Genomic DNA, 24,818 nt, shown 5'->3' on the forward strand with positions numbered 1-24,818 from the left:
GTAATGTTTATCAATGCAAAGTGTCGCAGAGCGGAAAATGATAACTTTGTCACTCAAGCAGTTTACATCTTCTGCTTTTGTAAGTTGTGAGATTTAGTAAATAAATCTGTTTTCACTCCTCACCTACTCAAATAATCTGAAATAGGGGTAGCGCACAGGAACTCCAGGCTCTTTTTCCAAATCAAAATTAATCACTTCCCAGCAGGGATCTTCTGAGGGTTCAGGGCTAAATTCCACAGGTAAGCCGTACAGTCGTGCAGATGTAGCTTCTGGCTGTCCAGAACGCCAAGGTGTACTCCGTTCTAAATAGCCGCTCATCAATTCCTGATAACGTCTAGCAATGATTACCCGTGTTGCTCGATAGCCTTGAGTGTACAGCTTATCTAGTGCTTCGTGAATTTCAAACCGAATACCATCGGGATGAGTGTGCTGTCTATACCATTCACTATTCCACCTGCGCCAATGTCGCCCCGACTGAAGATGAATTAGTTCTCCAGTTTTGGGATTAGCTTCAAACGCGCCATGACGCGGACACAGATAAGTATCTGTCAGTGTCAATGCTGGGATAGTCTGGCGACAGTGAGGGCACTGAATTTCGGGGCCAAATATGGGGTACTGCAAGCCTGGATTCATCATGAAGTGCGTACAAGCATAGTTTCGTCTTCACCAGCACCAGTGGGTTGGATTTTACACTTCGGCTCCACCACTTTAAGGACTTGCTCGCTACTGCAAGGGCACAAAGTTGCAGCAAGAACAATTTTCACTAGTTTCTTCCTCAGAGTAGAGGCTTGACGACGTGATATTCTGGTTGTGCTACCAGCCTCAAGGGTTGGAGTTTCTCCAGTGTTCCTGGGTACCATAATCCTATTCTATCGTGTCTACTGCTTCTTACTGGTCATCTCCCGATTTTTCTCAAGCAGCCTTCGTTGCAGCCAACGCTGTTGTTATCGGTTCAGTCAAAATAGCAGCAGGGGTGAGCATTTGGTATGGAGCCGTAGTTAGGGCAGATGTAGAACGCATTGACATCGGCGAATGCACAAATATTCAAGATGGAGCAATTCTACATGGCGATCCTGGTACGCCAACTATTTTAGAAGATCGTGTTACTGTCGGCCATCGTGCTGTGATACATTCCGCTTACATCGAACGTGGTAGCTTGATTGGGATTGGCGCAGTAATTTTAGACGGAGTACGAGTAGGTGCTGGTAGCATTATTGGCGCAGGCGCAGTCGTAACCAAAGATGTACCCCCCTTATCCCTTGTTGTTGGCATTCCTGGCAAAGTATTACGTAAAGTTACAGATGCTGAAGCCGCAGAACTACTAGAACATGCTGAACGTTACCAAAAGTTAGCTTTAGTTCATGCTGGCAAGGGTACTGATATTGGCTTTAGTCCGCCATAGTGAAGATGAGGAATAAGGAAAATAGGGGACTGACAAATAAAAAAATAATCAATCACTTTGGGGAGCAGGGGGAGATGAGGGAGACAAATCAATTCAAAATTCACGGGGAAGAATCCATACTTCTACCTCCTGCCTCCTGCCTCTTGTACAGACGCGATTAATCGCGTCTGTACGACAACTGACTAATACTTTATATTTCTTTACACGTAGGTCTGGAAAAATTGTCCACTTCAGCTAAAAATAAAAATGAGAACAGTTGACAAAACTTTAATTTCTTCTTTGAAGAGGGGTTTATAGATATGGATGGTATTGATTTTCGTGTGGTAATCGTTTTAGCACCAGTTGCTATTGCTGCCGGCTGGGCTGTGTTTAATATTGGTGCTGCTGCTTTAAGACAAATTCAAGGCTTTTTGGACAGAGAAGCCTAAACTCGATTTAATCTCATCACTTGTTAACCGACTCTCTTTACAGGGCAGTCGGTTTTATTGATACAGCCTATGGGACATAGGATAGTAAAAAAATTCCTAGCCCCTATTTCCAATTAATCTCCAGTTCTTAATCCTCAATCTCCCTTTTGTGGATATCGAATCTTTACTACAATCATTTCAACACTTTGGCGTTCATCTGGGACTTTCACGCATTGTCAAACTGCTGGTAAATCTTGGCAACCCCCATCACCAAGTCCCGATAATTCACGTTGCTGGCACTAATGGTAAAGGTTCAGTCTGTGCTTATCTTTCCTCAGTACTAACAGAAGCAGGTTATCGTATAGGACGCTACACTTCACCCCATTTAGTTGATTGGACAGAACGCATCTGCTGCAACGAACAGCCAATCTCCTCAGAGGAATTAAGTGAATTGTTGCAACAAGTCCAAGCGGCTATAAGCCCCGATGATGAGTACCCAACTCAGTTTGAAGTAATAACCGCAGCCGCTTGGTTGTATTTTGCTCAACAGCAAGTTGATGTGGCAGTGGTAGAAGTAGGATTGGGAGGGCGTTTGGATGCCACTAATGTTTGTTCGCAGCCTTTAGTTAGTATTATTACTTCCATCAGCCGCGAACACTGGCAACAACTTGGCCCTACTGTTGCTGATATTGCTAGAGAAAAAGCTGGTATTCTTAAATACAGATGTCCTGCTGTAGTTGGCCCATTACCAGCGGATGCCCAAAAAGTTGTGCGATCGCGCGTTCAAGAATTAGAATGCCCAATCTTTACCCCTCAGCCTGCACGTCAAATCCAAACAGGATGGGCTGAATATCAAACACTTGAAAACTCAAAATCAATTAAATATCCTTTGCCATTACAAGGACAAATTCAGTTAACTAATTCAGCTTTGGCATTAGCTGCTTTAGAAATTCTCCAAAAACAAGGTTGGCAAATTTCTGAAACAGCAATTATCAACGGCATTGCAAAAACCAAATGGCCAGGACGAATGCAATGGATTACTTGGAGAAATCAGAAACTATTAATTGATGGCGCTCATAATCCAGCTGCTGCTCAAGTTCTGCGTGACTATGTAGATAGTCTAAATCCTAATCTAAATCCTATTATTTTAAATAATGAATCTGATTCCTTTACGAACTCAAATTCAGTACAGGCGCAAAGCATAGCTTCTCTCCAAAATCAGCATGTTACTTGGGTGATAGGAATGCTTTCTACTAAAGAACATGCAGATATTTTCAAAGCTTTACTACAACCAAAAGAGCGATTGTATTTAGTGCCAGTACCAGATTCCAGTTCGGCCAATCCACTGGAATTAGCAAAGATAGCTGTTGATGTTTGCCCAAAATTAAGCTTTTGCGAGACTTATCCAGACTTATTCTCAGCACTAGAATCAGCCTTTGTCTCACCAGAAAATTTAGTAGTCTTGTGTGGTTCTCTCTATTTATTAGGACATTTTTTAGCAACCAGCAATACAATTCGTAATTCATAACTATTTATTTTCAATTACGAATTACGAATTACAAATTACGAATTATCTATTGTTCCACTGTTGTGCTGCATCTTCTACAGCTTTGTCTACAGTTTTTTGCCCTAACATTGCTGCTTGCAAGTTTTCATAAACTGCTTTTTGTAGTTTGTTGAAATCTTTCAAAGTTGGGGTTAATATTTCTGCTTTTTGCAGTTGTGCAGCGCTAATAAATCGTGCCTTTTCTATTGTTGAAGCAGTCGCTGGAACATTTTTGAAATAGTTATCAGACAGTGCTTTGATAGTAGATGGTAAGACATTAGCAGCTTTAGCAAAAGCTAGCTGATTTTCATCATTGGTGACAAATAAAGCAAATTTAACAGCTGCATCTGGTTGCTTTGTTTCACGCGGGATAACTATGTTCATCACCGCAACGTTTTTCTTCCCTGTATCACCTGTAAGTTGAGGTGCTATAGCTGAAGCTTCAGCTATCTTTGGGGCATTATTGGCAATTGTTTTGAGAAACTCCGGCCCAGAAGCTAGGAATACAGTTTCTCCAGCTTGGTATAAATCAATCGCATGACGATGCCCTTGCGTCAACACTTCCTTCGGTAGTAGACCTTTTTTATATAGGTCTACCCAATACTGAAACGCTGCTTTACCTTGTGGTGAGTTAAAAGCTGCTTTTCCCTCACTATCTACTAAAGTGACTCCCATTTGTACTAAAGATTCCATTACTTCACCGGAATCTTGGGGTACAAAGGTAACAAAAAAAGCATATTTGCCAGTCTTATCTTTAATTTGTTGCGCTAATTGTGCTAATTCTCCGTAGGTACTAGGTGTTTTAGTGATACCTGCCTGTTTTAATAAATCAGTGTTATAAATGGTTAGCCTTGTGGTGAGATACCAGGGAATTCCAAAACTCTTGCCATTTAGCGTACTTGCTTTCCAGATATTCGGTAGATAGGAGGAACGTACTTCATTTGGAACTTTTGTATCCAAATCCAACCAAGCATTTCGTCCAGCAAGTTGGGAAGCAAAATCTGGATTTAGGTTAACTACATCAGGTGGCGTATTTGCTGAGACAGCTGTTAAAATTTTGTTCTCCATCGCAGCCCAAGGTATATCGACCCAGTTAATCTTTATACCTGAATTTTGCGATTCAAAAGTCGCAATTAGACTTTGGAAGTAATTAGTAAATTGAGGTTGGAGTTGCATTGTCCAAAACTCAATAGTTGTTGCTGTCGGTTTTGGGCCTGAACCGCAACTTACCATCCAACTGGTGAATAAGCCAATTAGTGCCAAAGCAGCCAATTTTTTAAATTTTTGCAATTGAATCATTTTCCCAGTGTTTTTACGCTTGCTCGAAGTAAAAAGCTTATGCAGAATTATCGAAATTATAGGCTAAATAAATTACCAGTAATAGAGATACAAAATATTGTGTCTCTACAGTATAAATTTTCAATTTAGCAGTCCGGCGGGCACAACTGTGGTGAAAAGTTTCAATAGTCTGTTTGGTAAATCTAATAAAGGGGTGGGCATTGAACTAGCACCAGAACGGGTGAATATAGTTCAGCTACGCAAGCAACGCCAAGGCTTGAAATTAGAATCCTTAACATCGGTAGCAGTTCCGGAAGGCGTTGTTACTGATGGTCAAATTGCCGACCCCCCAACAATGGCCCAATTAATCCAGCAGGGACTGGCTGAAAGTAAAATCAAAGCCTCTCGTGTTGCTACTGGCGTACCGGGACGAGATTCAATTGTCCGTTTAATACCTGTGCCGGCTGAGTTAGATGATAAAGAATTGCGGGACATGGTGTTAAACCATGAAGCAGGTTTGTATTTGCCTTATCCTCGTGAAGAAGCTGATGTAGATTATCAGAAACTTGGGTACTTTCAAGATGAAGATGGCATCGAAAAAGTACAGGTGCTATTAGTTGCTACCCGTAAGGAGGTAACAGATACATATATTAGTACGTTTGAGCAGGCAGGATTACAAATCGACGTATTAGAGATTAGCAGTTTTGCGTTGATTCGGACAATACGCGATCAACTGCGGCAATTTAGCCCTCAAGAAGCAGCAGTATTAGTTGACATCGAGTTCGATAGTACAGAAATAGCGATCGTCGTTAACGGAGTACCTCAATTTTCGCGCACCGTACCTTTGGGCACATATCAACTGGAAGCAGCTCTAGCAAGGGCAATGAGCTTACCCACCTCACGCGATATGGAACTGTTGCAAGAACTGGTAATTACCCCAAATCCCTTAGATGGTGGAAAAACAGGGGTTACTGAAATTAATCCTGGTATGGCAGCCGTGTTGAGGGTTTTAGGAGAACTCACAGACGAGCTGCGTCGCTCCATCGATTTTTACCTGAATCAAAGTGAAAACTTAGAAGTAGCGCAGATTTTTTTAGCCGGGCCAGGAGGTGGACTACAACAGCTAGACGAGTTTTTTACTCAACGATTAAGCTTACCAACCACCCAAGTAGATCCAATAGGGTCTTTGTCCTTAGAAGTCGATGCAGAAAAGTACCCAATGGTAAGACGTTCTGGCTTGGGGATAGTACTTGGTTTAGGTATGAGGGAGGTGTAACAGAATGTACAGTTTAGATATTAACTTTCTTAAAGACCGCCCAATTTTCCAGAACAAGCCAAACAAAAGAGGAGGATTTAAACTTCCAGTCGGAGATTTAACACCCATCTATATAGGAGTTGCCTTGGGTGTGTGTCTTCCAATTTTTGCGGCAACTGGTTGGTGGTTTTTGCAAGCGAAAAATAGTGAATTAGAGCAGAATATAGCACAATTAGATGGAGAGAACAAGAAGTTAGATGCAGAAATAGGAAATATTAACAAAATCCGAGAAGATATAGCCCAAGTTAAAGCCCAAACACAAAGTTTAGTTAGTGTATTTGACCAAATTCGTCCTTGGTCAGCGATGTTACAAGATTTGCGCGATCGCATTCCCGCAACAGTACAAATTGATAATGTTAAGCAAATTCCACCCACTCCCGCAGCAGAAGGTAAACCGCCGAATAATCCTGCTGGAGGAATACAAATTAATGGATTGGCTCGCTCATACAATGATGTCAACGATTTCTTGCTGACTCTACAACAATCCCCGTTTTTGAAATCCTCAGACAGCAAAATTATTTCAGCAAACTTAGTAGATGCACCAATACCACCAAGTGCTGGGACAACAACTAATGTACCCATCAAACCACCACAAATAGTTAGATATACTATTCAATCAAGTCTGAGTGATATTCCAGCTTCTGAGTTAATGCGGGAGTTAGAGCAAAAAGGCACAGTGGGTCTAGTGACTCGTATTCGCAGTATGCAACAAATAGGAGTCATTACAAAATGACGCTGAGTGATGATTTAAATTTTGCAGAACAAGCTGGGGAATTAGATTCCGGAGCACCAGGCTACCCCATTGTTTTTGGCATTACTTTTACACCTAAAATCATCGGTATTTTAGTAGGAGTATTGGGAATTGCTGGAACGTTGTTTATGGTAGTAAATCTAGTGATGCCAGCTTGGGAAAACTATCAGCAACAACAAGCAAAAAGTAACGAGCTGCAAGGACAACTCGACCAAAAAAGAGCCACGATCAAACAAGCTGCTAAAGTAAAAGAAGAACTAGACCAAGCAAAGCAACAAAGAATTCAGGTTTTAGGTTTATTTGCTAATGAGAAAACCTTAGATACTTTATTGTTAGATTTGAATCGTTTAGTTGAATCTGGCAATAGTCCAACAACTTTCAATGCTGTGAAAGCAAAACTACAGAAGTTTGTACCAGTTTCACAGCAACCAGAAATCATTACCGATAGCTCTTTTGGAGCTTTGGTCAACGGTCAACTGAAACGCAGCAACGTCAATCTTGAAATTGTTGGAAGTTACGAACAAACTCAATCGATTATTCGTAATATAGAGCGTTTACAGCCTTTGTTAATAGTAAAAGACTATCAATCAACATTGGCTCCACCAGATCCGCGGCGGATAGGGCCTGCACAGATTACTACATCCTTCCAACTACAGGCATTAATGCCACTTACCCCAGAGGAAGCTGCTGCTGCTAAAGCAGTACCTAAGAAGTAAAGACGAGAGTGAAAAGTTAGGAGTAGAAGAAAAAATACTCAGCACTCAGGAGAAATTGCAAGGATGAGCCACTGCGTCGGAGAGGCAGTGCAAAAGAGGGAGTGTTCATGCCTGTTCTTACAAGGAACAGCTACTGCTTTGTGCGGCTTTACCGACTTGTAAACGCTTCTGCGTCTTCTCGTATGGTAGCAAGTGGTGTGGAAACTCCCGTAACGGACTAGCTTCTGATGAGGAACTGCTGAAAGAGTTCCCCGATAACTTTACAAGTAGCGTGGTTTCCCTCCTTTGCAACTTTGATTATTCAGCACTCAATGAGAGTGCAAATACTCAAAAATTTTTGATTAACAAGGTCTTAATAAGGTGAGGAATGAACTGTGAAACAGCTTCACGGTAATAGTTTAATTTTTGGTGCTGCCGCTTTGACATTTTTGGCAGCTCAACCAGTGTGGGCACAGACTACTCAAATTAATGATGTAAAGCTAAATCCAAGTAATAACGGAATTAGCGTTGTTTTGAAAACTTCTACAGGTGGTCGTCCGCAAGTTTTCACTACAAAAAGAGGTAAAGCTTTAGTTGCAGATATTATTAATAGTCAACTACGTTTACCAAAAGGTAATAATTTCCGCCAAGAGAACCCAGCTCCCGGAATTGCTTCTGTTGAAATCGTTCAGCTTGATGCCAATAGTATTCGAGTGATGGTGACTGGTAGTAATGATGCACCTAATAGTCAGCCTGTGGTGCGAGAGCAAAATGGAATTACCCTTGGCTTTATTCCATCAGCAGGTACTACGGCCTCAGCACCAACGCCTTCAACTTCCCCAACTCCTCCAACATCAACAACGCCACCTGCTTCTACCCCAGTTTCACCCGGTCAAAAGCCAGATGTTCTGGTTCCTAACCCAGAAGTCACAATTGATGGCAAGCCTGCCCAGGCAGCAGGCCCAGGTCAACCTCTTAGCCAAGCTCCTCCTTTCTTGCCTAGAGCTGTTGCCCCACCAGTAGGAGATATTGCCATTTCTACTGCTGATGCATCTCCTAGCACCATTGACTTGGGTACTCAAGAACGCGTTCCTCGCTTGGTTCTGCGAGATGCACCAGTGCGTGAAGTTTTATCACTGCTTGCCCGTGCTGCTAATTTAAATCTGGCTTATATAGGAAGCGCAGCCGGGCAAGGAGGTCAGCAAGGTGCTCCCGCAGGTGATGTACAGACAATTTCCCTAGATATAGAAAACGAGCCAGTGCAAGATGTTTTTAACTACGTCTTGCGAATGAGCGGTTTAGAAGCTAACCGCAATGGACGGACAATTTTTGTTGGGCCGAAACTACCTAATGCGACGCGCGATGTGGTTGTGCGTAGTTTGCGGCTTAATCAGGTAACGGTAGGGGTCGCTTTGAACTATTTAGTTGGTTTGGGAGCAGAAAGTGCAATCAGCCGCGAACGACTTGTAACTAGCGTTAATGCTGTGCCGGTAGGTAGTGGAGCTGCGCCTATTACCCAAACACAGACGACCACAGAAACCAGACTGGAAACTCAAAGAGCTGAGTTTCAAGACTCAAGACCTTTACTGAGAGGTTTACAAGCATTAGGAGATGAGCGTACCAATTCTCTCACCCTGATTGGTTCTGCTAGGCTAATTGATATTGCCATAGGGCAACTAACTCAACTTGATATCCGTCGTCGTCAGGTGGCAGTTAACGTCAAAGTAATTGATGTCAACCTCTTAAACACTCAGGACTACAACACTAGCTTATCTTTTGGGGTTGGTAATAACTTCTTTACCAGTGATGGCGGTGCGGCATCTTTTAATTTTGGCGGTTCGAGACCAGCTACTAGTGCTGAAGCAGCAAATAGTGTGACTAGTACACCTACTATTACTAATCCAATTACAGGAACGCCTTTTTTAAATCCTAACCAGTCTACGACAATCCAAGGTGGTGGACCAGGTACTACAATAATTAACCAATCTGCAACCACACGAACTATAAATGGAGTTACAGTCCCACCTGGGGGCGTTGTGACAACAGCTAACACAAATGCGACAGCGTTTCAACCAATTTCGCCAGCGTCGTCTAACCCATTACAACCGGGTTTCACAAACATTAGCCAGCCAACGAATAACATTCTAACTATAAATGCAGATGGCACTACAAGTGTAACTCAAGGCACTACTGCAACCGTAACCTCTGCTCTCCCTTCTTTATACCAATTCCCCAAACGTCTGCTTGCTAGTTTGCAGGCTCAGGTACAAAGTGGTAATGCCAAGATTTTGACTGACCCCACATTAATTGTGCAAGAAGGTCAACAAGCTCTTGTCAACCTAACGCAAGAAGTAGTAGGAAACATAACCCTCCAAACAACTGATAACTCTGGTGGTTCTAGGACAGAGAAAACATTTGAGAAACAAAAAGTTGGCTTAACCTTGAATGTGAAAATTGAACGGATTGACGATAATGGTTTCGTTTCTTTGTCAGTTGCTCCTACTGTCAGCGCTCCATCGGGTTCAAGTGATACAGGAAGTGGACAAATTATTTTGGTCTCCGAACGCTCTTTGACTTCTGGCTTAATTCGCCTACGAGATGGTCAGACGCTAATTCTTTCAGGTATTATTCAAGACCAAGACCGAACAAGTGTCTCCAAGATACCTATTTTGGGCGACCTTCCGCTTATTGGTTCGCTATTTAGAAAAACAAACAGGTCTAATCAGCGTAATGAGGTAATTGTGCTTTTGACACCTCAAATTATGGATGATTCTGAAAACTCCTCCTACGGCTATAATTACACCCCTAGCCCAGAAGTGCGGCAAATCCTGGAGCGTCGTGGGTTAAGCACACCTAAACGATAAACTGCTAGGCAGGCAAACGCATCAAGTTTCCTGCTTGACGAGCATAATACTAGAGTTGTAACTATCAAAAAACCACTAGCTCAAGAGCTTTGTGGTACTTTTTTTTAATAATTGCTACACAACAAAATAATCTGACGAGGTAACAGTGAGGCGAATTTGCCGTGATTTACGGTCATTGAAGAGCGAAGGAGTTCAGCAATTGCTCGTGGGTAAAACCCGCTACGTACCCGTCACTGCTTCACCTTTTGCCTCAAAATCTGCCTAAGAAATATAGTGGCTTTTCTTCATATCCACTAAGAGAATAATTTTTTCACCGCCTTCGATCGCAAACTGTTGCTAACTCTTCGCGATCGCACTTTCGGTAGACTATGCAAGAGTCTGGTATGCTATATACTAATAGCAATTTTAACTTTTAGCAAAATTCCTAGAGTTTGAGACGCAGTAATACAGCTAAAATCAGAGCTTTTCAACTTGGGGAACAGTCTAAAAGTGCATTTTATTGTTTGGCTAGTCTGCGATCGCTCATGAAAATTTTTGGTGTGGAGTCATCAATCAATTCATATCAACTTAATATTCAACTGCGATTGATTCTGAATTAATATTGCAATCCCAAATAGGCAATTGTCTGACCAATCCCATAGATACCCGTTTTTTTGTTAGTATTCAAAAAAACCAATGCATACAGTTGCCATTCAATAGTTGTTTGTAAGTAACTGTAAAAAACTGTAACAAAAGGGATAAAGCACCTGAGGTTGAATGTCTGATTTTTTCCAAGGAAATTTCCCATTAAAATCTGTCTCAGTGACAAAGAGTGCGCTCAGAAACCCAGAAGCTGAAAATGAGGTGAGTGGAAATTTAGCTGTAACTATAGCTGAGGCTGCATCAGACCGCAAGGCGGGCGATATCTTAGTGCTGAAGGTAGGCGATGTCTCTTACCTAGCAGATTACTTTGTAATGATGACTGGCTATTCTAGAGTACAAGTCAGGGCGATCGCCGAAGCAATTGAAGCACAAGTAGAAAAAGAGTGGCAGCGCCGTCCTTTGCGGACAGAAGGAAAGGCTGAAGGAAGTTGGGTGTTACAAGACTACGGCGAAGTTATAGTTCACATCATGATGCCGAAGGAAAGGGAGTTTTATAATTTAGAAGCATTCTGGATTCATGCAGAACGCATTCCCTTTCCAAAATCTGATGAGGGTGGGAGTAAGCCAACATGATTAGGTCTTCGGTTTCTAATTGCCCAGTTCCAAAAGACCAACAACCGCTCAATGAGTACGAAGAGTTAAAAACTTCTTGGCTGTTTCGTGATTGCACCTTAAATTGGCGGCAGTACATCACGAAAATGCTTTGGATTTGGGGTTTATCCTGGCTAGTAGCAGGGCCTGTAGCAGCAGCCAGTTTTCCCATTCATAAAAATATCGCCCATTTTATTCTCTGTGGTGCAGCAGGAGCAAGTGTAGGGTTAGTCCTTACCCTAGTGCGGTTATATTTAGGCTGGCAGTATGTGCGCGATCGCCTCTATAGTATGACTGTATTTTATGAAGAATCAGGCTGGTATGACGGTCAAACTTGGACAAAGCCCCAGGAAGTTCTCACACGCGATCGCTTAATTGTGGCATACGATATCAAACCAATTATCCGACGACTGCAATTTACCTTTGCTGGCTTGGCTGGATTGTTACTTACTGGTACTATAGTTTGGCATTTGTTTTAAATAGTTAGTGTCAGTTGTCAGTCGTTTGTACTACTGGCAATTGACAACTAACAAATGACAATTAATAAAAAAGTAATAAATTTTAACCCATGACAATGGGAAAACGAACTCAAGCCACAGCACTGGAAGTCCGGTTGCTGCGAGAAGGTGTTATTGAATCGAGGCATATAGTCCAGGCTGTTGTCTGCGATGAGCGGGGAAGGGTTCTGACTGTTGCCGGAAACTCTGAAACTGCTACATTTGTCCGTTCAGCGCTCAAACCATTCCAGGCACTGGCAGTCACCACTACAGGCACACTGGAACGCTATGACCTTAGCGATCGCGACTTAGCAATTATTACAAGTTCTCATCAGGGAACAATCGAGCAAGTACGACAAGTATTTAATATTCTCTGGCGGGCCGATCTCGACCCGACTATACTCCAGTGTCCAATTCCTCAGGGGAAACGCAGTCCTCTGGAGTATAATTGCTCTGGGAAACATGCGGGAATGTTGGCCGTGTGTCAACAGCGACATTGGCCCTTAAATAATTACTTGGATCGCAAGCACCCTGTACAACAATTAATATTGGGTAAAGTCGCTGAGTTGCTACGAATGCCAGCGGAAGAATTTATTAACGCTCATGATGACTGCGGCGCACCAACTTATCTGATGCAACTCGGCCAAATGGCATCTTTGTACGCACTACTGGCCTCCAGTAACAATTTAGATATGGAACGCATAGTCCGTGCCATGACTCATCACCCAGCTATGGTAGCAGGAGATGGAGAATTCGATACAGAACTGATGCGCTTAACTCCTGGGGAATTGGTAAGTAAAGCTGGTGCTGAAGGAGTACAGTGCATTGGCAGACTTGGTGAGGGTATGGGATTAGCAATTAAAGTTCTGGATGGAGCAAAGCGGGCAAAACATGCCGTTGCTATCCATTTACTCCAGCAAATGGGTTGGATTAGTCCTAGCGTGGCAGAAAGCTTGGCAGAAAAGTTTATGACTTTGGGTAAATACAAGCGTTTAGAAGTGGTTGGAGAATTATCGCTGTTATAGTTGCCAAACTTCTAAGTTTGAGTTACACTTGAAAAGTCAACAAGCGACGCGGGATAGAGCAGCCTGGTAGCTCGTCGGGCTCATAACCCGAAGGTCAGTGGTTCAAATCCACTTCCCGCCACCAAGTAGAAGATAATGCAAATCCCTGCAATCTGTAAAGGTTGCGGGGTTTTGTTTTATTTTTGATCTATTCTGGAGTAGAAACCTTCCAAAAAGCGCGGAGAATCATGGTTGTGAAGTTGCAGCGACCGATTTTAGTGGGAGGATTGGGACTGTCCTTTTCCCTATGGATATTACAAAGTTGGCATCATTCAATAGTGCAGCTAAGTGAATTTGGTTTATTGAGTGCCTTGGCTGTGGGTGGTGGTTTGTGGTTATTCCAGCAAAATCGCCCGAAACGCAGTTTAGACAAGCTAGATGGTATGCCTACAGATCGGGCAACAGTGGAGAGTGCGATCGCCAAAGCTGAAACTGTTATTAACCAACTGGCACAAGAGGCAGAAAACCATGTAGCCTTGGCAGCACTACGAGAACAAGTTGCTCAATTGGTTTTAGAGTTAGATAGGCAAGAAATTAAGCTGGCTGTTACAGGCGGGAAATTCGTGGGTAAAAGCACTTTGATTAAAGTGCTATCTAACTGGCAGCAAGGAATACAGCAAAAAGTTAGCTTCTATGAAACAGCACCTTTATTCACAGAAGTAGACGAGCGATCGCATACAGCTGCTTTAGTAGAAATGAATCATTCTGATTTTGTTCTATTTCTGACAAATGGCGATCTGACAGACTCAGAATTTCAAACCTTACAGCAGCTAAAGTCCGCAAATCAGCCAACAATCTTGGTTTTCAACAAACAAGACCAGTATTTAGCAGATGAACGTGCTAGCGTATTGCTGTCATTAAAACAGCGGATGGAGAACAATGTAGTTGCGACTGCTGCCTCTCCCGTTCCTATCAAAGTACGGAAGCATGAGGCTGATGGTTCCGTACAAGAGTGGATGGAACAACCAGCATCAGACATTCAGCAGTTAACACAGCAGTTGAGTGAAGTCTTGCTACAGCAGGGACAATACCTAGTGTGGGCAACTACTTTCAGGAAGGCGAGGTTGCTAAAAGCTGAAGCAAAAAATCTGTTGAATGGAACCAGACGCGATCGCGCCACCCCAGTTATCGAACAATATCAGTGGATAGCTGCGGCGGCTGCCTTTGCCAACCCAGTACCAGCGCTTGATATCCTCGCAACTGCGGCAATTAACGCCCAGATGGTAATGGATTTGGGTAATACTTATCAGCAGAAATTTTCCCTAGAACAGGCGCAAACAGTAGCCGGAACAATGGGAAGTTTGATGGTGAAGCTAGGTTTAGTAGAACTTTCTACAAAAGCTGTTAGCACTGTCCTCAAAAGTAATGCCATCACCTTTGTAGCTGGCGGCGTTGTACAGGGAGTTAGTGCAGCTTATCTCACCAGAGTAGCAGGGTTAAGTTTAATTGAGTATTTTGAGCAGCAGGAAATAGCGATCGCTTCTGATAGCAATTTGAATTTGGACAAGTTGCCGCAAACTTTGCACAAGGTGTTTCAGCAAAATCAGCAGATTGCTTTTTTGCAAGGTTTTGTTAAACAAGGTGTGAAGCGTTTGTTACCAGAAGCGCAGCAGGTTGAACTTGTTGGTGCTCAAAAGGCTATAGGATAATCTCGTGTAAAGGCGCTAAGTATTTTCTAGCGTCTTTGCATCTTTGTATGAGGCTGAAAAAGTAGTTTGGTAGAAAACTAGGATAATTTTGCACAAAGACGCAAAAATCCTAAGAGTTTATTAAGGTAGGCAATACCAATCATAATGTTATAAACATTCTTATACTTCTTTAAGTATATTTGCTATTTCTTCGTTTATTTCATCTGAAGAAAATTGTGTTCTACCTGTTCTTTGTTGAAGCTGTTTTTGTGCTTCGTCTAATGGATACTGTGTTACTACCATTTTTCCATCCATGCCACTAACTCCATTAAGTTGGTCAGTGAATGCAGCAATAGCGTGACTCGGTTGTGTTTTATTTGAACTAAAATGAACAACAAAATCCGTATCTGTTGAATTATAATCTATTTTTAATAAATTGATTTTTTCAGTTTTGGCTATTTTAATTGCGCCTGCTTGAAAGCCAGTGCTAGTTATAAAAATACCACCTTTTGCGTTTAAATCTTGAAGTGTATAAGCAAATGCACCCATTAAACTTTGCTTAATATTATTTTTATAATGTTTGCATTCAATTACTATGAGATGATTATTAATATCATGTCCATAGGCATCTACTTTCCATTTAGTTTTAGTCTTTTTACCTAGAAGTTGCTCTTCAGGTTTTATTCTTAATTCATATAAATTAAAGTATTTTTCAAGATATTTTCGGATTCTATTATCATTAAGAATTTGCCTAGTATAATATTCGTATTTTTTAGCTGAAGGTTGATTTTCTTGCATGTCTTGTATTAAAAATAATTAAAAATAAATAGGATTATTTAATAATCCTATTTATTTAAAAAAATGCCTACTGCAAAAATTGTTATTTGGGGGAAACTTTATCAAGTATTATTGTAGAGGTTAGTTGATCGGTTGAGATAAATTATGCATTTCATTATTGGTATAAATATCAAAACATATAAATTAATAGTAAACAAATGGCTATTTCTCCTTGTATTTTCTCTTTTTTTGCTGGCTCTGGTTTCCTTGATTTAGGTTTTGAAACTAGCGGTTTTAACATTGTTTATGTCAATGAAATTTTTTCTCCATTCATGGCAGCATACCGCTATTCACGAGAAGTTCTCAACTTCCCATCGCCAGAATACGGATATCATGAAGGGGAAGCAGCAGATGTAACTAAACTTACCGAAGGTTCAGAAGTACAACGCCTTTGGGAGTTAATACAAGACTGTCGTAAATCTCATAATATTATTGGTTTTATTGGCGGGCCTCCCTGTCCTGATTTTTCTATTGGTGGGAAAAATAGAGGACATTTAGGTGACAACGGGAAACTTTCAGGTGCTTATATAGAATTAATTTGTCATAATCTTCCAGATTTTTTTTTATTTGAGAATGTTAAAGGTTTGTGGAAAACAACCAAACATCGTTTATTTTTTGAATCACTGAAACAAAAACTACAGCAAGCAGGCTATATATTAATAGAACGGTTAATTAATACTCTTGAATATGGTGTCCCTCAAAATAGAGAAAGAATTATTCTTGTTGGTTTCCGAAGTAATATTATCAAGGACATAAATAGAAAAATTGGTAACGACAAGCTAATATCTAAAAGTTTTTTTGATTGGAATAGCCGGATTTTATATCCTCAAGAAAAAGTGTTTGCTTATCCTTGGCAAAAGTCCGAACCATTTCAAGAAGATTCTATACTGCCTTGTCCTAATGGTATTCCTCAAGAACTCACAGTTGAATACTGGTTTAGAAAAAATGATGTACTAAATCACTCCAATGCTAAACATTATTTTCAACCAAGGGCAGGTATCACAAGATTTGCCACTGTTGATGAAGGAGATGATTCTAAAAAGTCCTTCAAACGTTTGCATAGATGGCGTTACTCTCCAACAGCTTGCTATGGCAATAATGAAGTACATTTACATCCCTACAAAATCCGCCGAATTTCTGTAGCCGAGGCTTTAGCTATACAATCTTTGCCTAAAAATTTTGTACTTCCAGAGAATATTTCACTCACCAATATGTTTAAAACTATTGGTAATGGCGTACCCTATTTGGCATCAAAGACCTTAGCTCAAACTATTCTTGATTTTTTAGTAACCAGTCAGAACAATACTGCTGAGTTGTCTAAAGTACCAGTAATTAAAGTCAAATTAAATACCTAATTAAACCGGAATACCAGCAAAATTGTTTTGTAGACTAAACTAGCTAGCTTGTTTTCAAGATAAACTCGTAATAAATGTGGTTTAATATATATATAAGAAATGTCTTAATTTTTTATAAAGATTAATAATCAATCACTGGTAAAAGAAACGATGGCAGCAGACTATCCAGACATTGATATTGCGCCATTCATCGATCACGCCTTACTAACGCCAACAGCTACTCCAGAGCAGGTTGAGCAATGGTGTGAAGAAGCAGACAGATATAATTTTGCGGCAGTTTGTTTATATCCCGCTCATGTCAAGCAAGCAGCAGAACTTCTCCACGGTAAGAATCCAAAAGTCTGTACGGTCATTGGTTTTCCTAGTGGGGCAACAACTTCAGCAGTCAAGCTATATGAGGCTCAAGAAGCGGTGGAAAATGGAGCCACTGAGTTGGATGTAGTCATCAATTTAGGCTTATTAAAAGTTGGTAAAACCGAACAAGTGCATCGAGAGATTGCTGAAATTTGTGAAGAGACTGGGCAAACAGTCAAGGTAATTTTAGAAACTAATCTGCTGACAGATGCGGAAAAAAAAATAGCAGCAGAAATATCTATGGATGCAGGGGCGGCATTCTTAAAAACCAGTACGGGTTGGAATGGCGGTGCTACTGTGGCAGACGTGCGACTGTTGAAAGAAGTAGCACGAGAAAGGGTAGGAATTAAAGCATCGGGAGGTATTCGCACTCTTAATCAAGCTTTAGATTTAATTCTGGCAGGTGCTACTAGATTGGGTACGTCTCGCAGTATCGACCTGATTCGCCAACGCGATAACCTGGAAAAAGGTGAATAGTCATTTGTCAGTTGTCAGTTGTTTGTGTCTGATTACTGAGCACTGGCTACTGACAAGATAGCTAATGACTTAATGACTAATGAGTAGAACTTATAAAGCAACTGGAATTAATCTCAAAACTCAAGCGCTGGGAGAATCGGACAGGATAGTGACAATTTTAACAAGAGAATTCGGTTTGATTCGAGCAGTTGCGCCGGGGTCACGCAAGCACAACTCCAGTCTAGGCGGTAGAAGTGGCATGTTTGTTGTCAATGAACTGCTGATTGCCAAAGGGCGATCGCTTGATAAAATTACTCAAGCACAAACACTAAAAACTTATCCAGGTTTAGCTAAAAATTTAGCAAAACTCTCTGCAAGTCAGTATTTAGCCGAAATAGTACTGTGTCAGGCTTTGAGCGAACAACCTCAAGAAGAACTATACGAATTACTAAACGAACATCTTCATCGCTTAGAGATATTACCTAAGACAGATAAATTTAGTATTTATGCATACTTAGCCCATGCAGTGTTTCACCTTTTAGCATTGGCAGGACTGACACCTGAGGTGCAAGTCTGTTGCCTAACCCAACAACCCCTACGGCCAGATGTTACAGATCGCAACTGGCAGGTAGGATTTAGTATATCTGCGGGTGGAACGGTTTCTTTAGATGCTTGGGAACGGTTGCGAACAGAAGGGAAAATTGGAGGAGATAGGGAGAATTCAAAACCCATTCTCTCAGCCAATCACCCCATCAACCAATTACCCCAAATATCTAGTTACCAAATAGTTGCCCATAGGCAAGAAATACCAGCGATTTCTAGCCGCCTGAATGCTACAGAACTGGCCATGTTCCAACAACTGTCACAACCAGAGATAATGCAAATTAGTGCAGCCAAAGACGATGGCTGGTTATCTGTTGAGCAGATTTTGCGCCAGTATGCTCAGTATCATTTAGGTCGTCCTATTCGCTCCGCTACCTTGATCGACTCTTATTTTGCTGCCAACCATGATGCAACCGTCTGATTTGGATACAAAAATCCTACCTTTGTCACCAAGCTACGCCAAAAAACAGAATCGGGCATCAGCGCCTACAGTTACAAATCACTTAAGTGCTGTTACCAAATCTACACATAGTCAGATCGATGGTCACGAAATGTCCCCACGAGATGTTTCGACAAACAATAAACATCGAACATCGGAAACCCCAAAAAGCGATGTTTCCACCGAATGTGAAAAACAATCCAACGATCTGCCAACTACTGCTGAAGCAGATAGCAATGGGAATTTGCCAGTAGCTGCTATTGCAAACAAAGAACCATCGACATTAGATGTATCTAGTTCCAGTAAAAAAGCAATATCAGAAAATGCCAAACAACAGGGGTTTTTACCTGTATTAAAAAACCCGAATTTTCTAGCTCTTTGGGGTGGTCAAGTTTTTTGCCAACTGGCAGATAAAGTTTATTTGGTGCTAATGATTGCCTTAATTAACAGTCAGTTTCAGACAGGCAATCAAAGTATTAGTGGTTGGGTATCAGCATTGATGATGTCTTTCACCATTCCAGCTGTACTATTCGGTTCTGTAGCTGGTGTGTTTGTAGATCGTTGGTCGAAAAAAGCTGTGCTGGTAGCATCGAATGCTTGGCGCGGCATTTTGGTTTTAGCAATTCCCTTTTTGTTGTGGTTGACTCATGATTGGAAACCTATGGGATTGTTGCCAGTTGGTTTTGCGATCATTTTGGGTGTGACTTTTTTGGTTTCCACACTGACGCAGTTTTTTGCACCCGCAGAACAAGCAGCAATTCCTTTAGTGGTGGAAGAACAGCACTTACTTTCGGCTAATTCCCTGTACACGACAACGATGATGGCATCGGTGATTGTAGGGTTTGCTGTTGGAGAACCGTTGTTGGCAATGGCTGATACAATTTGGCTGCAACTTGGTGGTAATAATGCACTGGGCAAGGAAATTTTAGTGGGTGGCAGTTATGCGATCGCTGGAATCGTTTTATTACTCTTAAGGACTAACGAAAAACGCCACGACGAAAAAACAGAATTTCCTCACGTTTTTTCTGACTTACGCGATGGTTTTGGCTACCTCAAAGCAAATCCTCACATCCGCAATGCCTTATTGCAACTGATTATCTTGTTTTCTGTCTTTGCAGCATTAACTGTTCTTGCCGTTCGGATGGCAGAAATAATTCCTAACTTAAAAGCTTCCCAATTTGGCTTTTTATTAGCATGTGGTGGTGTTGGTATTGCTGCTGGGGCAACAATTCTCGGTCAATTCGGTCAGCGCTTCTCCTATAGGCAACTCAGCTTATACGGTTGTATAGGTATGGCAGCATCTTTAGTTGGTCTTTCTATCTTTACTACACAGTTATGGATAATCCTGTTGTTAGTAACGCTACTAGGTATCTTTGGGGCACTAGTGGGTATTCCCATGCAGACAGCAATCCAAACAGAAACCCCACCAGAAATGCGGGGTAAGGTCTTCGGTTTGCAAAACAATGTAATTAATATTGCTCTATCTTTGCCCCTAGCATTGGCAGGTGTAGCAGAAACCTTTGTGGGATTACAAGCGGTATTTTTAGGATTAGCTGCGATCGTGTTTTCAGGAGTAATCTTAACTTGGTATAACTCCCGTGATTAGTAACACAAAATTTACTATTCACTATTTGGAGATACTTCTTAATTGAAGTTATTACTTTCGTGGTAAACTGATGCCAGCAAAAATATATCGCAGACTTGCTGGTTAGACATTGATATTAACTAGAAAAAGTTTTATCAATGGCTAACCAGAAGCTAGTTATTAGATAGACGAAATTAGCTCTAAATTTGCTAATTTAAGCAGCACAAAGTTTGCTAATAGATTGGTTTTGTGTAATTTTATAGTAAATAAAAAGCCATGAGTGCAACAGGATAAAAACAAGAATAATCAAGGATACGAAACTGTATAAATAAAATCAAAATTTGCTTTTTGAATAGCCAATAAAGAATGCGTATAGCCTGGATTGGAAAAAAATCACCCTTTTGTGGCAATGTCACCTATAGTCGGGAAATTACTAATGCCTTACTAGACCGGGGACACCAAGTTAGCTTTCTTCACTTTGCTCAAGAAGAATCTGAACCTGATAACTGGCCAAATTGTCAAGAAGTTCCCCTACCTTTTATTTATAAATCTCAAGTCTACACAATTCCTACTTTCAAAGCGACCAAAGTGTTAGCGCAATCCCTGCGCCGTATCAAGCCAGATGTAGTCCATGCATCCTTAACACTTTCTCCTCTGGACTTTGTTCTACCGGAAATTTGTGAAGAACTAAACTTACCTTTAATTGCCACTTTCCATACACCATTTGCAGGGAAAGGGGCAAAGCTAATATCGGGAACACAACTTTTGGCTTATCAACTCTACGCACCTTTTTTGGGTAACTACGATCGCGTCATTGTATTTTCCCAAATTCAGAGAGAATTATTGGCACGTATGGGTGTAAAAGAAGAAAATATAGCTGTGATTCCCAACGGCGTGGATACTGTCAAATACTCTCCTGGGCTTTCTACAGTCAAAGCAGAATTCAAAGCCGAACGCTTGTTTGTCTACCAAGGTCGAATAGCCCCAGAAAAAAACATTGAACCCCTCCTACGTGCTTGGAAGCAGTCAAATATGGGGGTTGACAGCAAATTGCTGATTGTCGGTGATGGGCCTTTAAAGCCGTCTTTAGAGCAATTTTATGGATGGGAAGAAGGCGTTATTTGGTTGGGATTTGTAGCTGATGAAAACCGACGTATCGAAATTTTACGGGGTGCAGATGTATTTATTTTACCTTCATTAGTTGAGGGTTTATCTCTGTCTCTGTTAGAAGCAATGGCATGTGGACTAGCTTGTTTAGCAACTGATGTAGGTGCAGATGGAGAAGTATTAGAAAAAAGCGCAGGGGTAGTTCTGAATCCGAAGACAGTGCGATCGCAATTAAGAACTCTTTTGCCATTATTCCAAGACCATCCAGAATTAACAATTCTGTTAGGACAAAAAGCCAGAAAGCGCGTACTAGAGAGTTATACCCTGAGTAAGAATATTACTCACTTAGAAGAACTGTATAGGCAAGTTTTAGTACAGCGACAACCCGTACCGCTAATTTGGGGAGCGTAGCAAATTTAGAATGTTAGTGCGATCGCCCCTTTGATTTCACCCTAGAATAGGTTTGCCCACATCTTAGGCAGAGCGATCGCAAATTCTAGTAGAAATTTTACAATTGGTAACTTATCTAAAAGCTAATCTTCCAGTGATTTTGCTGGTACTTCAATTGCTGTTACATCAATTGTGCCATCTGGTGTGAAGCGCTGAAAATGACCTTTTTGTACTAAAATTCGCTCTCCACAATTAGGACATTGTAACTGACTGTTATTTAAACCTGTAAATTCATATCGGCAGACAGGACATGCATCGCTAACCAAGTTTTTTTGCAGCCACCAGCGAAACCCGAAGAAGGCGATCGCAGGTGCTAACAGCAGCAATGCAAAAATAATTAACAGTGAATTTACTAACCAGCCCAAGCCTAACGATGCCAGCAACCAGAAAACTGCTAACACAGTGAGCAAAGGGCGAAGATTCTCAAGGTTTAACTGCAAAGATTTAAGGCTCATTTTTTAAATATTGTCTTGCTCTCCTTCTAGGATAGCGAGTTTAAGGAATAGTCAATAGTCCATGCTCAATAAGTTAACAGTGAAAAACCTTGGAACTATAAACTCTTGACTAGAGACAAAAGTTGCTGTTGGAAAGCATCTATACCAAAATTGGCGATCGCTTGCTCTCGCAGCCATTGACCATTACAACGTTGGTCATCACCTTTGAGGATTTCTATACAAGCTGCTGCTACTGCATCTGGATTGCGGTGCGGCACTCGCCATCCCAGCTTCCCATCCTGCAAAGGATCGGCTGAACCATCGTTGTCACCAGATAGCACCGGCACACCACAAGCCATTGCTTCTAAATAAACAATGCCAAAACCTTCTTGAGAAGGCATGATATAGGCATCAGCAAGGCGGTAGTGTGCCATTAGTTCTTCTGTGGGTACGAAACCAGCAAAAACAACGCGATCTCTTACACCTAAATCTGTTGCTAGCTGGGCTAATCGCGGTTGGTCGTCGCCACGGCCAATGACTAAGTATTTCACCTCTGGGAAAACTTCAGCTATTTGAGGTAGTGCCCGAATAGTCACATCCACGCCTTTATAAATATCTCCTGACCACAGTCGCGCTACGGTCATTAGCACCTTAGCATCTGTTAAGTTATACTTTTCGACCAACTCTGGCAGCAAAGACCCAGGAGTAAATTTATCTCCATCAATTGCACAAGCAAGCATTTTAACCTTGTTGGGGTCTAGATGATTGGCAGCACAAGCGCGATCGCGGCTGTAGCGACTAATTGTCCAAATTCCTGCCGCTGATGCTAAAGCACGGCGTTCTTGATATTTGAGCGGTTCCCAAACTTCTTTACCATAAGTTAAGACGGTGTAGGGAATCCCTAAAGGCTGACAAAGAGTTTGGATTAATACTGCTAGATTAATGTGACCGCAGAAAACATGCTGGGGGCGTTTTTGCAAGAGATACTTAAGTAGAACTCCTGCCATTTTCACTCTCCCTAGTTGAGAGGACTGATTTTGAAAGTAATGAAATTTTAAATTCTCAGACTCAAAAGGATTTGAACAGCCAGAACTATCTCGTAGCAAAAAGACTTCCGCTTTATAGCTTCCGCTCAACCCCAAGTATCCGCGAAAAATATCCTTGACATAGGATTGAATACCACCTTCACGGGCAAAAATCTCTAGGAATACGAACACATGGTTGGCTTTTTTGTTCGGATTAGGGCTGGAATTGAGGGTTTCTCCCACTGTACCAATTAGCATTGATGTTTTTTATACTCCTAGAGAGGATGCAGCGACGGGCGCGACCATACCATTTTGCAACCGCTCCACATCTGTTTGTACCATTTTCTCTAAAAGTTCCTCAAAGCTGACTTGAGGTTCCCAACCCAGATTCTTTTTAGCTTTCGTTGGATTGGCGACTAATTGAAAATGTTCGTCTGCTCTGAGAAATTTAGTATTAATTACTACATATTTTTGCCAGTCCAATCCTACACACTCGAAAGCCGTAGAAACTAACTCTTTAACACTGCGTAGTTTACCCGTACCGATTGCGTATTCTTCTGGTTCATCAACTTGCAGCATTCGCCACATAGCTCTAACATAATCACCAGCAAAACCCCAATCTCGTTTAGCATCTAAATTGCCCATTTCTAAAGTGTCAGTGAAACCCAATTTAATGGCTGCGGCTGCTAAAGAAACTTTGCGGGTGACAAACTGAGGCGATCGTAAAGGAGACTCATGATTGAAGAGAATTCCACTACAGGCAAATAAACCATAGCGCTGTCGGTGATGCACCATTGTCCAATGAGCTTGTAACTTCGCTGCTGCATAGGGGTTTTTGGGACGAAAGGGGGTTTCTTCATCTTGAGGCGAACAGGATACATCCCCGAACATTTCTGAACTGCTAGCTTGATAAAAGCGTGTAGATAAACCAGTTTGCCGTACTGCCTCTAATAACCGAGTAGCAGTACCTGCGATTAAATCTAAAGTTCCTAAGGGGTCTTTCCAGGAATCAGGTACAAAACTGGGAGCAGCCAAATTGTAAATTTCATGGGGGTGCAGTTGTTCAACTGCTGTCAAAAGCGCTTCGCTATCTCTTAAATCAACTGTGTAAATTTCTACTTTAGTTGCTAAATCTCCCAGTTTTGCTAAATTCGGTTGTCGATACGGCGATATTAAACCTACAACCCGGTAACCTTGATTGAGGAGTAGATGGCTGAGATAGTAGCCATCTTGACCAGTAATTCCTGTAATTAGAGCTGTTTTAGTCATATCTTGTCTGCTATCTCCTCTGTTTGCGTCAGCACAAAACGACTCTTATTGAAGAACACAAAATTGCTTTGAGTAATTCAGGCCTCTGGAAATGCTAGTTTTATTCCCCAACACCATCACTAAGTTTAGTCAGGCGTGCCTCAACAAAAGTTAATATTACCTGCTGCCAAATCTAGCAAAGGATCGACTGCAACTCGTATGCTGACTTTACTGGATTGGGTATA

23 protein-coding genes and 1 tRNA gene are annotated in these 24,818 nt (G+C 41.5%); 17 read left to right on the forward strand and 7 right to left on the reverse strand.

All coding sequences use genetic code 11. From position 1 onward, the window contains the following. Window positions 1–123 precede the first annotated feature (123 nt). Both I8752_RS23585 and I8752_RS23590 read right to left on the reverse strand, forming a co-directional pair. The gene (locus tag I8752_RS23585) at window positions 124–633 is read right to left on the reverse strand and encodes a TIGR02652 family protein (protein ID WP_449757752.1); all 510 of its coding nucleotides are present in this window, start codon (window positions 631–633) and stop codon (window positions 124–126) included. Next, on the reverse strand, window positions 633–860 hold the full coding sequence (locus I8752_RS23590) for a hypothetical protein (RefSeq protein ID WP_214434679.1): 228 nt from the start codon (window positions 858–860) through the stop codon (window positions 633–635). Before I8752_RS23590 ends, I8752_RS23585 begins: the two co-directional genes overlap by 1 nt. 14 nt (window positions 861–874) lie before the next feature. On the opposite strand from I8752_RS23590, the gene I8752_RS23595 reads away from it, so the two are divergent. The 3 genes from I8752_RS23595 to I8752_RS23605 all read left to right on the forward strand — a co-directional run bounded on the left by I8752_RS23595 (window position 875) and on the right by I8752_RS23605 (window position 3,337). After that, window positions 875–1,402 carry a gamma carbonic anhydrase family protein gene (locus I8752_RS23595; protein WP_214434680.1) on the forward strand — a complete coding sequence of 176 codons (528 nt, stop codon included), beginning with the start codon at window positions 875–877 and terminating at the stop codon, window positions 1,400–1,402. Between the two features lie 299 nt (window positions 1,403–1,701). Beyond that, window positions 1,702–1,830, forward strand: coding sequence for a photosystem II protein Y (locus I8752_RS23600; RefSeq protein ID WP_214434681.1), 129 nt, complete (start codon window positions 1,702–1,704; stop codon window positions 1,828–1,830). Between the two features lie 148 nt (window positions 1,831–1,978). After that, on the forward strand, window positions 1,979–3,337 hold the full coding sequence (locus I8752_RS23605; RefSeq protein WP_214434682.1) for a bifunctional folylpolyglutamate synthase/dihydrofolate synthase: 1,359 nt from the start codon (window positions 1,979–1,981) through the stop codon (window positions 3,335–3,337). A gap of 42 nt (window positions 3,338–3,379) precedes the next feature. Here the strand turns inward: I8752_RS23605 and I8752_RS23610 are convergent, their stop codons facing one another. Next, entirely contained in the window at window positions 3,380–4,654 is a 1,275-nt protein-coding gene (locus tag I8752_RS23610; RefSeq protein ID WP_214434683.1) for an ABC transporter substrate-binding protein, read from the reverse strand. Between the two features lie 148 nt (window positions 4,655–4,802). Here I8752_RS23610 and pilM point away from each other — a divergent pair, with 148 nt between their 5' ends. The 9 genes from pilM to I8752_RS23655 all read left to right on the forward strand — a co-directional run bounded on the left by pilM (window position 4,803) and on the right by I8752_RS23655 (window position 14,701). Then, on the forward strand, window positions 4,803–5,909 hold the full coding sequence (pilM, locus tag I8752_RS23615; RefSeq protein ID WP_214434684.1) for a type IV pilus assembly protein PilM: 1,107 nt from the start codon (window positions 4,803–4,805) through the stop codon (window positions 5,907–5,909). A gap of 4 nt (window positions 5,910–5,913) precedes the next feature. Next, entirely contained in the window at window positions 5,914–6,681 is a 768-nt protein-coding gene (locus I8752_RS23620; protein ID WP_214434685.1) for a PilN domain-containing protein, read from the forward strand. Continuing rightward, a complete protein-coding gene (locus I8752_RS23625) occupies window positions 6,678–7,415 on the forward strand; it encodes a pilus assembly protein PilO (RefSeq protein ID WP_214434686.1) in 738 nt (245 codons plus the stop codon). Before I8752_RS23620 ends, I8752_RS23625 begins: the two co-directional genes overlap by 4 nt. A 374-nt stretch (window positions 7,416–7,789) precedes the next feature. Next, complete coding sequence (locus tag I8752_RS23630; RefSeq protein WP_214434687.1) at window positions 7,790–10,258, forward strand: AMIN domain-containing protein; 2,469 nt, start codon at window positions 7,790–7,792, stop codon at window positions 10,256–10,258. A gap of 756 nt (window positions 10,259–11,014) precedes the next feature. Further along, window positions 11,015–11,473, forward strand: coding sequence for a ribosome silencing factor (gene rsfS / locus I8752_RS23635; protein WP_214434688.1), 459 nt, complete (start codon window positions 11,015–11,017; stop codon window positions 11,471–11,473). Continuing rightward, the gene (locus I8752_RS23640; protein ID WP_214434689.1) at window positions 11,470–11,970 is read left to right on the forward strand and encodes a CGLD27 family protein; all 501 of its coding nucleotides are present in this window, start codon (window positions 11,470–11,472) and stop codon (window positions 11,968–11,970) included. Before rsfS ends, I8752_RS23640 begins: the two co-directional genes overlap by 4 nt. Window positions 11,971–12,059: 89 nt before the next feature. Beyond that, window positions 12,060–13,013: an asparaginase gene (locus tag I8752_RS23645; RefSeq protein WP_214434690.1), complete on the forward strand. Its 954-nt coding sequence runs from the start codon at window positions 12,060–12,062 to the stop codon at window positions 13,011–13,013. 47 nt (window positions 13,014–13,060) lie between these two features. Further along, window positions 13,061–13,137 (forward strand) — tRNA-Met (locus tag I8752_RS23650). 103 nt (window positions 13,138–13,240) lie between these two features. Further along, window positions 13,241–14,701: a YcjF family protein gene (locus tag I8752_RS23655; protein ID WP_214434691.1), complete on the forward strand. Its 1,461-nt coding sequence runs from the start codon at window positions 13,241–13,243 to the stop codon at window positions 14,699–14,701. Window positions 14,702–14,860: 159 nt separating this feature from the next. On the opposite strand, the gene I8752_RS23660 is transcribed toward I8752_RS23655, so the two are convergent. Further along, on the reverse strand, window positions 14,861–15,478 hold the full coding sequence (locus I8752_RS23660) for a restriction endonuclease (RefSeq protein ID WP_214434692.1): 618 nt from the start codon (window positions 15,476–15,478) through the stop codon (window positions 14,861–14,863). A 197-nt stretch (window positions 15,479–15,675) separates the two neighbouring features. Here I8752_RS23660 and I8752_RS23665 point away from each other — a divergent pair, with 197 nt between their 5' ends. The 5 genes from I8752_RS23665 to I8752_RS23685 all read left to right on the forward strand — a co-directional run bounded on the left by I8752_RS23665 (window position 15,676) and on the right by I8752_RS23685 (window position 21,827). Next, a complete protein-coding gene (locus I8752_RS23665; protein ID WP_214434693.1) occupies window positions 15,676–16,872 on the forward strand; it encodes a DNA cytosine methyltransferase in 1,197 nt (398 codons plus the stop codon). Between the two features lie 150 nt (window positions 16,873–17,022). After that, window positions 17,023–17,703, forward strand: a complete 681-nt coding sequence (deoC, locus tag I8752_RS23670) for a deoxyribose-phosphate aldolase (RefSeq protein WP_214434694.1) — start codon at window positions 17,023–17,025, stop codon at window positions 17,701–17,703. Window positions 17,704–17,782: 79 nt separating this feature from the next. Next, the gene (gene recO / locus I8752_RS23675) at window positions 17,783–18,706 is read left to right on the forward strand and encodes a DNA repair protein RecO (RefSeq protein WP_214434695.1); all 924 of its coding nucleotides are present in this window, start codon (window positions 17,783–17,785) and stop codon (window positions 18,704–18,706) included. Beyond that, on the forward strand, window positions 18,693–20,330 hold the full coding sequence (locus I8752_RS23680; protein WP_214434716.1) for an MFS transporter: 1,638 nt from the start codon (window positions 18,693–18,695) through the stop codon (window positions 20,328–20,330). Before recO ends, I8752_RS23680 begins: the two co-directional genes overlap by 14 nt. A 345-nt stretch (window positions 20,331–20,675) precedes the next feature. Beyond that, window positions 20,676–21,827, forward strand: a complete 1,152-nt coding sequence (locus I8752_RS23685) for a glycosyltransferase family 4 protein (RefSeq protein WP_214434696.1) — start codon at window positions 20,676–20,678, stop codon at window positions 21,825–21,827. A 122-nt stretch (window positions 21,828–21,949) separates the two neighbouring features. Here the strand turns inward: I8752_RS23685 and I8752_RS23690 are convergent, their stop codons facing one another. The 3 genes from I8752_RS23690 to I8752_RS23700 all read right to left on the reverse strand — a co-directional run bounded on the left by I8752_RS23690 (window position 21,950) and on the right by I8752_RS23700 (window position 24,594). Continuing rightward, window positions 21,950–22,321 carry a hypothetical protein gene (locus tag I8752_RS23690; RefSeq protein ID WP_214434697.1) on the reverse strand — a complete coding sequence of 124 codons (372 nt, stop codon included), beginning with the start codon at window positions 22,319–22,321 and terminating at the stop codon, window positions 21,950–21,952. A gap of 95 nt (window positions 22,322–22,416) precedes the next feature. Beyond that, window positions 22,417–23,583 (reverse strand): glycosyltransferase family 4 protein, encoded by a 1,167-nt coding sequence (locus I8752_RS23695; RefSeq protein ID WP_214434698.1) that lies wholly within the window; start codon window positions 23,581–23,583, stop codon window positions 22,417–22,419. 9 nt (window positions 23,584–23,592) lie between these two features. After that, on the reverse strand, window positions 23,593–24,594 hold the full coding sequence (locus tag I8752_RS23700; protein ID WP_214434699.1) for a GDP-mannose 4,6-dehydratase: 1,002 nt from the start codon (window positions 24,592–24,594) through the stop codon (window positions 23,593–23,595). Window positions 24,595–24,818 lie beyond the last annotated feature (224 nt).

The organism is Dendronalium phyllosphericum CENA369 (assembly GCF_016056275.1).
In the GTDB taxonomy this organism is placed as follows: Bacteria; Cyanobacteriota; Cyanobacteriia; order Cyanobacteriales; family Nostocaceae; genus Dendronalium; species Dendronalium phyllosphericum.

Coding starts and splice junctions, on each gene's coding strand:
- I8752_RS23585 (WP_449757752.1), bottom strand. CDS start 633: ATGAATCCAGGCTTGCAGTACCCCATATTTGGCCCCGAAATTCAGTGC.
- I8752_RS23590 (WP_214434679.1), bottom strand. CDS start 860: ATGGTACCCAGGAACACTGGAGAAACTCCAACCCTTGAGGCTGGTAGC.
- I8752_RS23600 (WP_214434681.1), top strand. CDS start 1,702: ATGGATGGTATTGATTTTCGTGTGGTAATCGTTTTAGCACCAGTTGCT.
- I8752_RS23610 (WP_214434683.1), bottom strand. CDS start 4,654: ATGATTCAATTGCAAAAATTTAAAAAATTGGCTGCTTTGGCACTAATT.
- I8752_RS23620 (WP_214434685.1), top strand. CDS start 5,914: ATGTACAGTTTAGATATTAACTTTCTTAAAGACCGCCCAATTTTCCAG.
- I8752_RS23625 (WP_214434686.1), top strand. CDS start 6,678: ATGACGCTGAGTGATGATTTAAATTTTGCAGAACAAGCTGGGGAATTA.
- rsfS (WP_214434688.1), top strand. CDS start 11,015: ATGTCTGATTTTTTCCAAGGAAATTTCCCATTAAAATCTGTCTCAGTG.
- I8752_RS23640 (WP_214434689.1), top strand. CDS start 11,470: ATGATTAGGTCTTCGGTTTCTAATTGCCCAGTTCCAAAAGACCAACAA.
- I8752_RS23645 (WP_214434690.1), top strand. CDS start 12,060: ATGACAATGGGAAAACGAACTCAAGCCACAGCACTGGAAGTCCGGTTG.
- I8752_RS23655 (WP_214434691.1), top strand. CDS start 13,241: ATGGTTGTGAAGTTGCAGCGACCGATTTTAGTGGGAGGATTGGGACTG.
- I8752_RS23660 (WP_214434692.1), bottom strand. CDS start 15,478: ATGCAAGAAAATCAACCTTCAGCTAAAAAATACGAATATTATACTAGG.
- I8752_RS23665 (WP_214434693.1), top strand. CDS start 15,676: ATGGCTATTTCTCCTTGTATTTTCTCTTTTTTTGCTGGCTCTGGTTTC.
- deoC (WP_214434694.1), top strand. CDS start 17,023: ATGGCAGCAGACTATCCAGACATTGATATTGCGCCATTCATCGATCAC.
- recO (WP_214434695.1), top strand. CDS start 17,783: ATGAGTAGAACTTATAAAGCAACTGGAATTAATCTCAAAACTCAAGCG.
- I8752_RS23680 (WP_214434716.1), top strand. CDS start 18,693: ATGCAACCGTCTGATTTGGATACAAAAATCCTACCTTTGTCACCAAGC.
- I8752_RS23685 (WP_214434696.1), top strand. CDS start 20,676: ATGCGTATAGCCTGGATTGGAAAAAAATCACCCTTTTGTGGCAATGTC.
- I8752_RS23690 (WP_214434697.1), bottom strand. CDS start 22,321: ATGAGCCTTAAATCTTTGCAGTTAAACCTTGAGAATCTTCGCCCTTTG.
- I8752_RS23695 (WP_214434698.1), bottom strand. CDS start 23,583: ATGCTAATTGGTACAGTGGGAGAAACCCTCAATTCCAGCCCTAATCCG.
- I8752_RS23700 (WP_214434699.1), bottom strand. CDS start 24,594: ATGACTAAAACAGCTCTAATTACAGGAATTACTGGTCAAGATGGCTAC.